Origin of the sequence: Streptomyces fungicidicus (genome assembly GCF_003665435.1) — a bacterium.
GTDB lineage: Bacteria > Actinomycetota > Actinomycetes > Streptomycetales > Streptomycetaceae > Streptomyces > Streptomyces fungicidicus.
The window spans coordinates 2647643-2662245 of record NZ_CP023407.1; the positions used below are offsets into that span (position 1 = coordinate 2647643).

Consider the following 14603-nt stretch of genomic DNA (forward strand, 5'->3'; position numbering starts at 1 on the left):
GGGGTACTCCCTACGCCGTCCAGGGCCGGAGGTCCTCGGTGAGCGCCGCCCAGGCCTCGGGGAGGGCGTTCTCGGCGAGTGCCGCGCGGTGTTCCTCGCGGCCGTAGAGGATGCCGTAGGTGAAGGCGCTCTCGCCGGCGGCGTGGGCGACGGCGGCGAGTTCGCGCAGGGTCCTGCGGGCCATGACGCTGTCCTGGTGGTCGCCGAGCAGGCCCTGGAGGGACTTCATGGACTTGACGAGGCGCTTCGCCGGTTTGCCGAGCGCCGGGGTGGCGGCCTCGGCGGCGTACCGGGTGCGCTTGGTCTTCTTGCGGGCGTCGTGCAGGGCGAGGTCGCGGTCGTCGCCGGGCGGGAGGTCGAGGGCCCGGGTGACGAGGCCGGTGAGCTTGTCGAGGTCCTTGCGCACGGCCTTGGTGAGGGCCTTGTCGGGGGTGGCCGCGGCCTCGTCGCGCAGGGGCGGGTCGGCCAGGAGGGCGTCGAGGGTGTCGAGCAGGGTGAGGTAGCGGCGGGAGTCGAGGATGCCGGTGAGGCGGCCGTGGGCTCCGGCGTGGCGGGCCTCGGCCCAGCGGGTGAGGCGGTCGCCGACGGGGCCGGCCACGAGGGTGTCGGGGACGTCGGCGAGGGAGGACCGGAGGCGTTCGGCGAGGACCTCCTGGTCGCGGTCCAGGCCGAGCTCGGCGGCCAGCCACTTCAGGTCGGTGCCGATGGGGTCGGTGGCCGTGCGGTCGAGGATGCTGCGGAAGGAGCGGAAGGTGCTGCGCAGGCGGCGGGTGGCGACCCTCATGCGGTGCACGGAGTCGGGGGTGTCCTGGCGTACGGCGGGGTCGAGGTCGACGAGGGCGTCCCGCTGGGCGCGGACGTAGGCGAGGACGTGGTCGCCGGCGGTGACGGGTTTCCCGGTGGGGCGGGGCGGCTCGGCGGATGCGGTCCCGGCGAGGGCCCTGGCCAGTTTCGAGCCCGACGGGGAGGGGCGCAGGCCGGCCTTGCGCAGGCGTTTGTCGACCTTGTCGAGGAAGGCGGGGTCGCCGTCGTCGGCGAGTTCGACCTCGATCTCGGTCCAGCGGGCGGTGCCGCCGGTGCCGGTGAGGCGTTCGGCGTGGACGGTGTCGACGCTGACCTCGGCGAGCAGCCGGCCGTCGGCGTCGGTCAGGTGGCGTACGTCGCGGTCGGTGCGCAGCCGGACGAGGGGCCCCAGTGCGGCGTCGCGGGCGCGGGAGCGGACGAGGGTGGCGAGTTCTCCGGGGAGGGTGTCGGAGAGGGGTGCGCGGATCTCGTCCCGTACGCCGGGGGCGACGGGGAGTTTCAGGTGCCAGCCGGCGTCGGAGCCGCCGGTGCGGCGGCGCAGGGTGACGGAGGCGGCGGTGAGGCGTTGGTCGGCGGTGTCGTGGTAGGTGGCGTCGAGGTGGGTGACGCCCTTGTCGAGGACGGTTGCGACGCCGGGGACGCGGGTCAGGTCCGGCAGTGCGCCGTCGTCGGACTCGTACTTTCGCTCGATCTCGCGCTTGGTGTCCGCCATGGACCGAATCTAGTCGCCGTGGGTGCGGAACGGCAGTGGGCCGCTCCGCACCCGTGGCGTCACGCGGACATCGGCCGTTGCAGGCGGATGGACTGGAGCAGGCCCACGGCCAGCCAGACGGCGAACATGGAGGAGCCGCCGTAGGAGACGAAGGGCAGGGGCAGGCCGGTGACGGGCATGATGCCGAGGGTCATGCCGATGTTCTCGAAGGCCTGGAAGGCGAACCAGGCGACGATGCCGGCGGCGACGATCGTGCCGTACAGGTCGGTGGTGTCGCGGGCGATGCGGCAGGCGCGCCAGAGGATGATGCCGAGCAGGCCGATGATGAGGGCGCCGCCGACGAAGCCGAGTTCCTCGCCGGCGACGGTGAAGACGAAGTCGGTCTGCTGTTCGGGGACGAACTGGCCGGTGGTCTGGGAGCCGTGGAAGAGGCCGGAGCCGCTCAGTCCGCCGGAGCCGATGGCGATGCGGGCCTGGTTGGTGTTGTAGCCGACGCCCGCGGGGTCGAGTTCGGGGTTGGCGAAGGCGGCGAAGCGGTTGATCTGGTACTCGTCGAGGATGCCGAGCTGCCAGACGGTGACCGCTCCGATCGCGCCGGCGCTCATCAGTCCGAAGATCCAGCGGTTGGAGGCGCCGGAGGCGAGCAGCACGCCGAGCACGATGATGACCATGACCATGACCGACCCGAGGTCGGGCATGAGCATCACGATCAGCATGGGGACGACGGCGAGCCCGAGTGCCTGGAGGACCGTGCGGTGGTCGGGGTGCGGTTTGTCGCCCGCGTCGACGCGGGCGGCGAGCAGCATGGCCATGCCCAGGATGATCGTGATCTTCACGAACTCGGAGGGCTGGAGGGAGAAGCCGCCGGGGAGCTTGATCCAGGAGTGGGCGCCGTTGATGGTGGAGCCCAGCGGGGTGAGCACCAGCAGGATGAGGAAGACGGAGGCGCCGTAGAGCAGGGGCACGGCCGTGCGCAGGGCGCGGTGGCCGAGCCAGAGGACGCCGACCATCAGGGCCAGTCCGATGCCGGTGTTGAGCCAGTGGCGGACGAGGAAGTAGTAGGGGTCGCCCTGGTTGAGTTCGGTGCGGTTGCGGGTGGCCGAGTAGACCAGGAGCGAGCCCAGCAGGGAGAGGGCGATCGCCGAGAGCAGTATCGGCCAGTCGAGGCGCCGGGCCAGGGAGTCGCGGGCGAAGACCCGCGTCCAGCCGGCCCGCTCCGGCCCGTATCCGGAGACCTGGAAGCTGTTGACGCCGCCGGTCATGCCGCCGCCCTCCGCGTTCTTCCGCCGGTGCCGCCGCGTCGTCGCCGGTGGCGGCGGCGGGTCTCGCGGTTGCCGATCTCCGGTGAGGGGACGGTGCCGGGCTGCTGCGGGTCCGCGGCGGGGTCCTCCTGCGGAGTGGTGGCCCCCGCGTCGGGCGACGGGCTCGCGGCGCGGTCCTTGGCGGGGTCCTTGGAGACCTTGGGGGACTTGATGGTGCCGTCGGTGCGGACCTTGGGGAGGTTCTTCTGCGGTGTGGGCAGCAGTGCCTTCTTCTTGTCGATCTCGCCGCTCTCCGATACGCCGTAGAGGGCGTTGTAGATGTTGCGCACGGCGGGTCCCGAGGCGCCGGAGCCCGTACCGCCCTGGGAGATCGTCATGACGATCGAGTATTCCTTGGTGTACGTCGCGAACCACGAGGTGGTCTGCTTGCCGTAGACCTCGGCGGTACCGGTCTTGGCGTGCATCGGGATCTCGTCCTGGGGCCAGCCGCCGAACCGCCACGCGGCCGTACCGCGGGTGGCGACTCCCTCGAGGGCCTCGTCCATCTGGGCGAGGGTCTTCTTGGAGGTGGGCAGCTTGCCGTGCGCCTCGGGCTCGATCTCCGTGACGGTCTTCCCGTCGGGGCTGATGACGGCCTTGCCGACGGTGGGGTTGTAGAGGGTGCCGCCGTTGGAGATGGCCGAGTAGATGGTGGCCATCTGGATGGGGGTCACGAGGGTGTCGCCCTGGCCGATGGAGTAGTTGACGGAGTCACCGGCGCGCAGCCGGTTGCCTTCGAGGCAGTTCTCGTAGGCGATGCGCTCCGCGTAGCTGCCGTCCTTCTTGCCGGTCTTGCACCAGACGTCCTTGTTGGCCTTCCAGTAGTCGAGCTTCCACTGGCGGTCGGGGACGCGGCCGGTGACCTCGTTGGGCAGGTCGATGCCGGTTTCCTCGCCGAGGCCGAACTGGTGGGCGGTCTTGTAGAACCAGTCGTGGGCGTTCTTCTTCGGCTTGTTGCCGCCGTCGCGCTTCCACTCCTCGTGGGAGAGGGCGTAGAAGACGGTGTCGCAGGAGACCTCCAGCGCGCGGCCGAGGCTGATCGCGCCGTGGTTCTGGGACTCGAAGTTCTTGAAGACCTGTCCGCCGATGGAGTACGAGCTGGAGCAGTTGTAGGGGCCTTCGAAGGAGTAGCCGGCCTGTATGGCGGCGGCCGTGGGGATCACCTTGAAGATGGAGCCGGGTGCCGACTGGCCCTGGATGGCGCGGTTGAGCAGCGGGTAGTTGGACTTCTTGCCGGTGAGCGTCGCGTAGTCCTTGGCGGAGATGCCGCCGACCCAGGCGTTGGGGTCGTAGGTGGGGTTGGAGGCCATGGCGACGACACGGCCGGTCTTGGCCTCCATGACGACGACGGCGCCGGAGTCGGCCTCGTAGGTGCGGTTGGTGTTGCGGTCCATCTCCTTGCGGGCGGCCTTCATCGCCTCGTTCAGCTCGTACTCGGCGATGCGCTGGACGCGGGAGTCGATGCTGGTGACGAGGTTGGCGCCGGCCTCGGCGGGGTCGGCCTCGGCCTCGCCGATGACGCGGCCGAGGTTGTCGACCTCGTAGCGGGTGACGCCGGCCTTGCCGCGCAGCTGCTTGTCGTACTGGCGCTCCAGGCCGGAGCGGCCGACCATGTCGGAACGCAGGTAGGGCGAGCTGGTGTCCTCGGCCTGGGTGATCTCCTCGTCGGTGACGGGTGAGAGGTAGCCGAGGACCTGGGCGGTGTTGGCCTTGCCGGGGCTCGCGTAGCGGCGCAGGGCCTGCGGTTCGGCGGTGATGCCGGGGAAGTCCTCGGCGCGCTCGCGGATCTGCAGGGCCTGTTTGGCGGTGGCCTCGTCGGTGATGGGGATGGGCTGGTACGGCGAGCCGTTCCAGCAGGGCTGGGGGGTCTCGGCGTCGCAGAGGCGGACCTTGAGCATGACCTCTTCGGGGTCCATGCCGAGGACGCCGGCGAGCTTGGTGAGGACGGCCTTGCCGTCGTCCTTCATCTTCAGCAGTTCGGTGCGGGAGGCGGAGACGACCAGGCGGGTCTCGTTGTCGGCGAGGGCCACGCCGCGGGCGTCCAGGATGGAGCCGCGGACGGCGGGCTGGACGACCTGCTGGACGTGGTTGCCGGAGGCCTCCTTGGCGTACTGGTCGCCCTCGCGGATCTGGAGGTACCACAGGCGCCCGCCGAGGGTGCCGAGGAGGGAGATGACGAGGACCTGGATGACGACGAGCCGGACCTGGACCCGGGTGCTGCGGCCGGTCTCGGGGATGTTGGTCACGCGGCTTCCTCCCCTCTCAGAGCGCGTGCGGGTGTGCGAGTACGAGTGGTGAACGGCCGGGCCGGGTGGCGGCGTTCCGTCGCCGTTCACTCGTTCCGGTGAAGTCGTGGGTGGTCACAGGCGCTTGACCCCCTTGATGCGGCCGGCCCGGGCCACCCGGGCGCGGGCCGCCTTGACCCGCAGTCCGCCCCGCTGGCCGCCGATGCGCAGTCCGGTGCCGCCGGAGAGGTAGCCGGAGGAGACGTCGCCGGACTTGCCGGTGCTGGTCTCGGCGAGCGGGTCGTTCTCGGCGCGCCGGGCCAGGGCCATGACGCCGGGGACGACGAACGGGGCGAGCAGCAGGTCGTACAGCGCGGCGGTGAACAGCAGGCTGCTGAGGCCCACATGACGGGCGGCGGTGTCGCCGACGAGGGCGCCGACGCCGGCGTAGAGCAGCGTGGAGCCGACCGCGGCGGCGACGACCACGGCCATGGGGGCGGTGGCGGACCTGACCTGGCCGCTCTCGGGCTTGACGAGTCCGGCGAGGTAGCCGATGACGCAGAGCACGAGGGCGTAGCGGCCGGCGGCGTGGTCGGCGGGCGGCGCAAGGTCGGCGAGGAGGCCCGCGCCGAAGCCGACGAGGGCGCCGCCGACGTGGCCGTAGACCAGGGCGAGGCCGAGGACGGTGAGCAGCAGCAGGTCGGGGACGGCGCCCGGGAGGTGGAGGCGGGCGAGGACGCTCACCTGAATCACCAGGGCGACGACGATCAGCGAGCTGGAGAGCAGGATCCGGTTGACGCGCATGGGGTGACAGCTCCTACTGCTCTTGCTGGTTCAGGCCGTCGGCAGGGGCGGAGGGCGTGACGGTCACCGTCACGGTCGGGGTGGGGGTCGGCTTGGGCTTCTTCGGCAGCACCGTGTCGCGCGGGTCCTTCTCGGGGGCCTGGACGACGACGCCGACGACGTCGAGCTTGCTGAAGCTGACGAACGGCGTGACGTAGAGGGTGCGGGTGAGGTCGCCGCCGGAGGGGTCGACGCGGGAGACGACGCCGACGGGCACGCCGGGCACGAACGGCTTGTCGGCCTGCGAGCCGAAGGTGACCAGCCGGTCGCCCTTCTTGATCTCGGCCTTGCCGTTGAGGAGTTCGACGCGCAGCGGGCGGTCGCCCTGCCCCGAGGCGAAGCCGAGTTCGTCGCCGGCCTCCATGCGGGTGCCGACGGTGAAGTCGGGGTCGCTGGCGAGCAGCACGGTGGCGGTGTTCGGGCCGACGGTGGTGACCCGGCCGACGAGTCCGTCGCCGTTGAGGACGGTCATGTCGCGGGTGATGCCGTCGTTGGCGCCGGCGTCGATGGTGATGGTCCAGGAGAAGCCCTGGGCCGCTCCTATGGCGATGACCTGGGCGCCCTTGATGCCGTACTGGCCCTTGCCGGAGATGCTCAGCAGTTTGTCGAGCTGCTTGAGGCGGCTGCGGCCGCGGTCGTCGCTGCCGAGTTCCGCCTTGAGCGCGGTGTTCTCCCGCTCCAGTTCGGCGAGCCGGTCGTGCTTGTCGCCGGACTCGCGGACTGCGGAGACGGCGTTGCCGATCGGGTCGACCGCGCCGGACACGCCGTTCTCGATCGGGCCGAAGACGGTCGCCGCCGCCTGTCGGGCACCGTCGACCGGTGAGTCCTCCCCGCCGCGGATGTCCACCGTGATCAGTGCGAACGCGATGGCGATCAGCAGCACCAGGAGCAGCCGGCTCTCTCGTGTGTCCCTCACGTGCGGCGGCCGTGCCTTCCTCGTCGAGAACGGGTATGAGGTGGGGGTCTGTTCAGGTGTGGTGGAGCTGTTTTGAGGCGTTGTGGGGGTTTTCAGGCCTCGATACCAGTGATCCGCCGTACGAGAGGTGAACCTCCCGTACGGCGGAGTCGAGGGCCGGTGTCATCTGCGCGGCTGGGCGTCCAGCACCTGCTGGAGCGCCTCGAACTCCTCGACGCACTTGCCGGAGCCGAGCGCGACGCTGTCCAGCGGGTCCTCGGCGATGTGGATCGGCATGCCCGTCTCCCGGCGCAGCCGCTCGTCGAGGCCGCGCAGCAGCGCCCCGCCGCCGGTCAGCACGATCCCCCGGTCCATGATGTCGCCGGACAGCTCCGGCGGGCACTTGTCGAGGGTCGTCTTGACGGCGTCGACGATGGCGTTGACGGGCTCCTCGATCGCCTTGCGCACTTCGGCGGCGGAGATCACCACGGTCTTCGGCAGTCCGGACACCAGGTCGCGGCCGCGGATCTCGGTGTGTTCGTCGGCGTCGAGGTCGTACGCCGAACCGATCGTGATCTTGATCTGTTCGGCCGTCCGCTCACCCAGCAGGAGCGAGTACTCCTTCTTGATGTGCTGGATGATCGCGTTGTCCAGCTCGTCGCCCGCGACACGGATGGACTGGGCGGTGACGATGCCGCCGAGGGAGATGACCGCGACCTCCGTGGTGCCGCCGCCGATGTCCACCACCATGTTGCCGGTGGCCTCGTGGACCGGCAGCCCGGAGCCGATGGCGGCCGCCATGGGCTCCTCGATGATGTGCACCTGCCGGGCGCCGGCCTGGGACGACGCCTCGATGACGGCGCGGCGCTCGACGCCCGTGATGCCCGAGGGCACACAGACGACGACCCGCGGACGAGCCAGATACCGCCGCTTGTGGATCTTCAGGATGAAGTAGCGGAGCATCCGCTCGGTGATCTCGAAGTCGGCGATAACGCCGTCCTTCAGCGGACGCACGGCGACGATGTTGCCGGGCGTGCGCCCGATCATCTTCTTGGCTTCGGCACCGACCGCGAGGATGCCACCGGTGTTGGTGTTGATCGCGACCACGGACGGCTCGTTGAGTACGATCCCACGACCCCTGACGTACACCAGCGTGTTGGCGGTCCCGAGGTCGACAGCCATGTCACGGCCGATGAACGACATTGAGTTCCCCATCAGGATTCGACTGGCCTTCCCACGAGCTTTTGAGGGCTTTTCAGGTTGGCGAGGTGGGTGCGGTGACGTGAAGGGTTCCATCGTAGACGCGCCTTCGCGAACACCGTGCGAGGGTCTTCGCCATTGTCATCAGATGGCGGGTCCCGCTGCTTGTGCAGACGTCCCATCGGGGGCATCCGTTCCCCCGAACGCCACGCATATGCGAAAAAAGGCCCGGGGGCAAAGCCCCCAGACCGCCCGACGGCGGCCAAACGCGCGGGACGCGGCCGCGATGTGATCGTTATGCGCGCGGTTACGCCCGGCCGGGGAAGAAGATCTTGACCTCGCGCTCGGCGGAATCCTCCGAGTCGGAGGCGTGGATCAGGTTCTCCCGGACGATGACGCCGAAGTCCCCGCGGATCGAACCCGGCTCGGCGGCGATCGGGTCGGTGGGGCCCGCCAGCTTGCGCAGGCCCTCGATGACCCGCTCACCCTCGACGATCATCGCCACGACCGGCCCGGAGGCCATGAACTCCACCAGCGGCTCGTAGAACGGCTTGCCCTTGTGCTCGCCGTAGTGCTGCTCCAGCGTGTCCTGGTCCAGGGTGCGCAGCTCCAGCGCGGTGATCCGCCAGCCCGCCTTGCGCTCGACGCGGCTGATGATCTCGCCGGTCAGGCCACGGCGGACCGCGTCGGGCTTGAGCAGGACGAGGGTGCGCTGGGTCACGACGGAGCTCCTTGCGTGAAGTTGTGCGGAAAGACGAGGTTACCGGGCGTGTCGCGGCCGCTGTCACGCAGCGTCAGGCTGGTCGGCCCGGGCGGCGAAACGGGCCTTCGCTTCGTCCACCTTTCGCCCGTAGTGCACCGAGGTCCACCACAGCAGCGCGAACACCGCGCCCATGAAGAACATCATCGGGACGAAGACGCCGGAGGCGATGAGGGCGAGCTGCAGCGCCCAGCCCAGGGCCACCCCGCCCGGCCGGGTGATCATCCCGCACAGGGCCACGGACAGGAACATCGCGATGCCGCAGACCGTCCACACCGTGGCGGTGGACAGGTCGCCGTCCTTCATGGCGACCAGCCCGGCGAAACCGATGATGAAGAACTCGCCGATCAGCGTCGAAGCACAGAGCGTACGCACGGGATCTCAGCCCCTCCCCAGGAGCAGTCGGGCCTCGCCGACGGTGATGACGGAACCGGTGACGAGCACACCGCCGCCGGCGAACTCGCCCTCCTCCTCGGCCAGCGTGATCGCGGCCTCCAGGGCGTCCGGCAGCCGCGGCTCGACCTGGACGCGGTCCTCGCCGAACACCTCGACGGCGATGCCGGCCAGTTCGTCGGCGTCCATCGCGCGGTGGCTGGAGTTCTGCGTGACGACGACCTCGGCGAACACCGGCTCGAACGCCTCCAGCAGCCCCCGCACGTTCTTGTCGCCGCTCGCGCCGACCACGCCGATGAGCCGGCTGAACTGGAACGCCTCGCCGATCGACGCGGCGGCCGCCCGCGCGCCCGCCGGGTTGTGGGCGGCGTCCAGGACGACGGTCGGCGACCGCCGTACGACCTCCAGGCGGCCCGGGGAGGCGACGGCGGCGAAGGCCTTGCGCACGGTGTCGACGTCCAGCGGCTGCGGGCGCTCCGCGCCGACGCCGAAGAACGCCTCCACGGCGGCGAGCGCCACGGCCGCGTTGTGCGCCTGGTGCTCGCCGTGCAGCGGCAGGTACAGCTCGGGGTACTCGCCGCCGAGTCCGCGCAGCGTCACCAGCTGGCCGCCGACGGCGACCTGCCGGGCCACGACGCCGAACTCCAGTCCCTCGCGGGCCACCGTCGCGTCGGTCTCGACGGCCTTCTTCAGCAGCACCTGCGCCGCGTCCACCGGCTGCTGCGCCATGATCACCGTCGCGCCCCGCTTGACGATGCCGGACTTCTCGGTGGCGATCTCGGCGGGCGTGCCGCCGAGCCGGTCGGTGTGGTCCAGGTCGATGGGCGTCACCACGGCGACGCCGGCGTCGATCACGTTCGTCGCGTCCCAGCTGCCGCCCATGCCGACCTCGACGACCGCCACGTCCACGGGGGCGTCGGCGAAGGCGGCGTACGCCATGCCGGTCAGCACCTCGAAGAAGGACAGCCGGTACTCCTGCTGGGAGTCGACCATCTCGACGTACGGCTTGACGTCCTGGTACGTCTCGATGAACCGCTCGGCGGAGACCGGGGCCCCATCCAGGCTGATCCGCTCGGTGACCGACTGGACGTGCGGGGAGGTGTACCGGCCGGTGCGCAGCTCGAAGGCGCCGAGCAGCGCCTCGATCATGCGGGCGGTGGACGTCTTGCCGTTGGTGCCGGTGATGTGGATCGAGGGGTACGAGCGCTGCGGCTCGCCCAGGACGTCCATCAGCGCGGCGATCCGGGCGACCGAGGGCTCCAGCTTGGTCTCGCCCCAGCGGGTGGCGAGCTCCGCCTCGACCTCGCGCAGCGCCCTGTCGACCTCGGGGTCCTCGGGGCGCCCGGGGACGTCCGCGTGCGGCCGGCCGCCCTGGGTGCGCAGGGTGCGGCTGCCGGCCTCGATGACCGCGAGGTCGGGGTCGCGGCGGGTCTCCTCCCCGACGAGCTCCGCGAACTCGTCGAAGGTGTCGTCCGGGTCGGGACCTGCTGATTCTGGGCGCTCGCTCACGGTGCCCAGTCTACGGGCGGCCCGGACGGCGTCCGGCAGGCCCGGGGTCCCCGGTCAGCCGAGCCACTTGCGCATCCCCAGCCGGCCCCACAGGACGCTCACGGCGAAGGACAGCACGGCGGCGGCCACCGCCGTCACGGCGAGCGCCACGGGCGCCGCGATCCCGTGCGGCACCGCCTCCGCGACGGGCCCCACCAGCACCGTCACGAACAGCAGGTGCACCAGGTACGTCCCGAACGAGGCGTCCGACAGCCGCCCCAGCAGCGCCCGCGCCCTCTCCGGCACCCGCACCCCGCTCACCGCGCCGAGCAGGGCGAAGGTCGGCGCGGCCACCGCCACGCTGCCGTACGCGGCGGGGTGCCGCACGGTGAGCTGGTACACCGTGAGGGCGACGAGGGCGGCCGCCGTGCCCGCGAGCCACAGCCCGCGCGGGCCGCGACGCCGGGCGGCGAGCAGGGCCGCGCCCGCCACCGCGTAGGCCAGCGAGTACAGCGACACGCTCCAGTCCCAGGAGGGCAGGGGCAGCCCGGTGAGGGTCCGCGCGTCCCCGGCGAACGCCGGCGCCACGGCGAACGCGGCGAGCAGCAGCAGCGACCTGCGGGGCGCCGCGCGCCGCCCGAGGACGAGCACGGCGACGCCGAGGAGCAGCAGGAGCGGCACGTAGGTGTAGAGGTACCAGAGGTGGAAGGCGGGCTCGACGGAGCCGAACAGCGCGTGGGCCGCGTCCCTGAGGCCTTCGTGCGGCGGCTGCCGCCCGGACAGGTACTGCCAGAGGAGGTAGACGGCCGTCCACACCGTCATCGGGCGCAGGATCCGTCCGAGGCGGGTGAGGAGCTGGGCGTCGCCGCGCACGGGCGAGCCGACCAGGGCCGCCCAGCCGGCCATCGCGAAGAACGCCGGCACGGCGAACCGGCCCGCCGAGTCGCCGAGGACGCCGGTGGTGCGGTGGCCGGCGTCGAGGAACTCGGCGGAGGCGTGCACCAGTACGACCGCCGCGGTGCAGACGACCCGCAGCAGGTCGATGTCGTCGCGCCGTTCACGGCCGGGTCCGCCCCGCGCGGCCGGTGCGGCGGCCGGCTGCGCGGCCGGTCCGGCGGTCGGTGCGGCGGTGGGGGGCGCGGTGCGGGGCATCGTGGGGGTGCTCCTGACTGCGTGGTCCTGGCGGTGGGCAAAACCGCAGGCTCCCCCGGCCGGGTTACACGCCGCCCACCACGACGTGAACGGCCCCCGACCTGAGCGGTCGGGGGCCGTGCGTGTCCGGGCGACTTCCGTCAGGCGCCGGGCAGGCGGTCCAGCTGGGACGTGATGCGGGCGATGTCCTCGTCCGCCTTCGCCAGCCGCGTGCGGATCTTCTCCACCACGTGGTCCGGGGCCTTCGCCAGGAACGCCTCGTTGCCGAGCTTGGCCGTCGCCTGGGCCTTCTCCTTCTCGGCGGCGGCCAGGTCCTTGGCGAGCCGCTTGCGCTCGGCGGCGACGTCGATCACACCGGACAGGTCCAGCGCGACCTCGACGCCCGCGACCGGCAGGGTCGCGGTGGCCGTGAAGGACTCGCCCTCCGGCTGCAGGCGCAGCAGCTGGCGGACGGCCGGCTCGTGCGCGGCGAGCGCCGTGCCGTCGAGGGTCAGCCGGGCCGGGACCCGCTGGCCGGGCTGCAGGCCCTGGTCGGCGCGGAACCGGCGGACCTCGGTGATCACCGACTGGAGCGTCCCGATCTCCCGCTCGGCGTCCGCGTCCCGGAACCCGCTGTCGGCCGGCCAGTCGGCGATGACGACGGACTCACCACCGGTCAGCGTGGTCCAGAGGGTCTCCGTGACGAACGGGACCACCGGGTGCAGCAGCCGCAGCGTGACGTCGAGGACCTCGCCGAGGACCCGCTTGCTGACCTCGGCAGGCTCGCCGCCCGCCTGGAACGTCGTCTTGGACAGCTCGACGTACCAGTCGAAGACCTCGTCCCAGGCGAAGTGGAACAGCGCGTCCGACAGCTTGGCGAACTGGAAGTCGTCGTAGTACGCGTCGACTTCGGCGACGACCGAGTTCAGCCGGGACAGGATCCAGCGGTCGGTCGACGACATCGCGGACGCGTCCGGCAGCGGCCCCTCGACCGTCGCGCCGTTCATCAGCGCGAAACGGGTGGCGTTCCAGATCTTGTTGGCGAAGTTGCGCGAGCCCTGGACCCAGTCCTCGCCGATCGGGACGTCGACACCCGGGTTCGCGCCACGGGCGAGCGTGAACCTGAGCGCGTCGCTGCCGTACTTGTCCATCCAGTCCAGCGGGTTGACCGCGTTGCCGAAGGACTTCGACATCTTCTTGCCGAACTGGTCGCGGACCATGCCGTGCAGGGCGATGGTGTGGAACGGCGGGGTGCCGTCCATCGCGTACAGGCCGAACATCATCATCCGGGCGACCCAGAAGAAAAGGATGTCGTAGCCGGTGACCAGGACGGAGTTCGGATAGAACTTCGCGAGGGACTCGGTCTGCTCGGGCCAGCCGAGCGTGGAGAACGGCCACAGGCCGGAGGAGAACCAGGTGTCCAGGACGTCGGTGTCCTGGTGCCAGCCCTCGCCGGTCGGCGCCTCGTCGTCCGGTCCGACGCAGACGATCTCGCCGTTCGGCCCGTACCAGACCGGGATGCGGTGGCCCCACCACAACTGGCGCGAGATGCACCAGTCGTGGAGGTTGTCGACCCAGTCGAAGTACCGCTTCTCCATCTCCTGCGGGTGGATCTTGACGCGGCCGTCGCGGACCGCGTCGCCCGCCGCCTTCGCCAGCGGGGCGACCTTGACCCACCACTGCAGGGACAGCCGCGGCTCGATGGTGGTCTTGCAGCGCGAGCAGTGGCCGACGGAGTGGACGTAGGGCCGCTTCTCGGCGACGATCCGGCCCTCGGCGCGCAGCGCGGCGACGATGGCGGAGCGGGCCTCGAGCCGGTCCAGGCCCTGGAAGGGGCCGTGGGCGGTGATGACGGCGTGCTCGTCCATCACGGCGATGGCGGGCAGGTCGTGCCGCCGGCCGATCTCGAAGTCGTTCGGGTCGTGGGCCGGGGTCACCTTGACGGCGCCGGTGCCGAACTCGGGGTCGACGTGCTCGTCCGCGACGACCGGGATGGAACGGTCGGTCAGCGGCAGCCTGATGTGCTTGCCGACGAGGTGCTTGTAGCGCTCGTCGTCGGGGTGGACGGCGACGGCCGTGTCACCGAGCATCGTCTCCGCGCGGGTCGTGGCGACGACGATGGTGTCGTCCCCCTCGCCGTACTTCATGGAGACGAGCTCGCCGTCGTCCTCCTGGTAGTCGACCTCGATGTCGGAGATCGCGGTCAGACAGCGCGGGCACCAGTTGATGATGCGCTCGGCGCGGTAGATCAGCTCGTCGTCGTAGAGCCGCTTGAAGATGGTCTGGACGGCAGTCGACAGGCCCTCGTCCATGGTGAAGCGCTCGCGCGACCAGGCGACGCCGTCGCCGAGGCGGCGCATCTGGCCGGAGATCTGTCCGCCGGACTCGCCCTTCCACTGCCAGACGCGCTCGATGAACGCCTCACGGCCGAGGTCGTGCCGGGACTTGCCCTCCTTGCCCAGCTCGCGCTCGACGACGTTCTGTGTGGCGATGCCGGCGTGGTCCATGCCGGGCTGCCACAGCGTCTCGAAGCCCTGCATGCGCTTGCGCCGGGTCAGGGCGTCGATGAGCGTGTGCTCGAAGGCGTGCCCGAGGTGCAGGCTGCCCGTGACGTTCGGCGGCGGGATGACGACGGTGTACGGGGGCTTGTCGCTCCCGGCGTCCGCCTCGAAGTAACCGCGCTCTACCCAGCGCTCGTACAGCGGCCCCTCTACATCGGCCGGCGCGTACTGGGTCGGCAGTTCGGTGATGGGCGCTGGTGGCTCCTGCTGAGCGTTCTCGGTCACGGGGCTCAGTTTAGAGGCGTCACGGACCTGTCCCGAAACGCGTTTCCTTTGTAACGGTGCGACCC

The 14603-nt window shown here is 71.0% G+C and carries 11 protein-coding genes; all 11 read right to left on the reverse strand.

Going from position 1 to position 14603, the window contains the following annotated elements; translation table 11 throughout:
- Positions 1-10: 10 nt before the first annotated feature.
- The 11 genes from CNQ36_RS11915 to CNQ36_RS11965 all read right to left on the reverse strand — a co-directional run bounded on the left by CNQ36_RS11915 (position 11) and on the right by CNQ36_RS11965 (position 14538).
- Positions 11-1516 carry a CYTH and CHAD domain-containing protein gene (locus tag CNQ36_RS11915; RefSeq protein WP_121545970.1) on the reverse strand — a complete coding sequence of 502 codons (1506 nt, stop codon included), beginning with the start codon at positions 1514-1516 and terminating at the stop codon, positions 11-13.
- A gap of 59 nt (positions 1517-1575) precedes the next feature.
- Positions 1576-2778 carry a rod shape-determining protein RodA gene (rodA, locus tag CNQ36_RS11920; RefSeq protein WP_121545971.1) on the reverse strand — a complete coding sequence of 401 codons (1203 nt, stop codon included), beginning with the start codon at positions 2776-2778 and terminating at the stop codon, positions 1576-1578.
- Complete coding sequence (mrdA, locus tag CNQ36_RS11925; protein WP_121545972.1) at positions 2775-5063, reverse strand: penicillin-binding protein 2; 2289 nt, start codon at positions 5061-5063, stop codon at positions 2775-2777. Before mrdA ends, rodA begins: the two co-directional genes overlap by 4 nt.
- Positions 5064-5177: 114 nt before the next feature.
- Complete coding sequence (gene mreD, locus CNQ36_RS11930) at positions 5178-5846, reverse strand: rod shape-determining protein MreD (protein ID WP_004931375.1); 669 nt, start codon at positions 5844-5846, stop codon at positions 5178-5180.
- A 13-nt stretch (positions 5847-5859) separates the two neighbouring features.
- Positions 5860-6801, reverse strand: a complete 942-nt coding sequence (gene mreC, locus CNQ36_RS11935) for a rod shape-determining protein MreC (protein WP_004931373.1) — start codon at positions 6799-6801, stop codon at positions 5860-5862.
- Positions 6802-6963: 162 nt separating this feature from the next.
- A complete protein-coding gene (locus tag CNQ36_RS11940; RefSeq protein ID WP_004931372.1) occupies positions 6964-7983 on the reverse strand; it encodes a rod shape-determining protein in 1020 nt (339 codons plus the stop codon).
- Positions 7984-8287: 304 nt separating this feature from the next.
- Positions 8288-8701: a nucleoside-diphosphate kinase gene (gene ndk / locus CNQ36_RS11945; protein ID WP_121545973.1), complete on the reverse strand. Its 414-nt coding sequence runs from the start codon at positions 8699-8701 to the stop codon at positions 8288-8290.
- Positions 8702-8764: 63 nt separating this feature from the next.
- Positions 8765-9115, reverse strand: coding sequence for a DUF4233 domain-containing protein (locus tag CNQ36_RS11950; protein WP_004931364.1), 351 nt, complete (start codon positions 9113-9115; stop codon positions 8765-8767).
- Positions 9116-9121: 6 nt separating this feature from the next.
- Positions 9122-10642: a bifunctional tetrahydrofolate synthase/dihydrofolate synthase gene (folC, locus tag CNQ36_RS11955; RefSeq protein WP_121545974.1), complete on the reverse strand. Its 1521-nt coding sequence runs from the start codon at positions 10640-10642 to the stop codon at positions 9122-9124.
- A 54-nt stretch (positions 10643-10696) separates the two neighbouring features.
- The gene (locus CNQ36_RS11960) at positions 10697-11773 is read right to left on the reverse strand and encodes an acyltransferase family protein (protein ID WP_121545975.1); all 1077 of its coding nucleotides are present in this window, start codon (positions 11771-11773) and stop codon (positions 10697-10699) included.
- A 140-nt stretch (positions 11774-11913) separates the two neighbouring features.
- Positions 11914-14538 carry a valine--tRNA ligase gene (locus tag CNQ36_RS11965; protein WP_121545976.1) on the reverse strand — a complete coding sequence of 875 codons (2625 nt, stop codon included), beginning with the start codon at positions 14536-14538 and terminating at the stop codon, positions 11914-11916.
- Positions 14539-14603 lie beyond the last annotated feature (65 nt).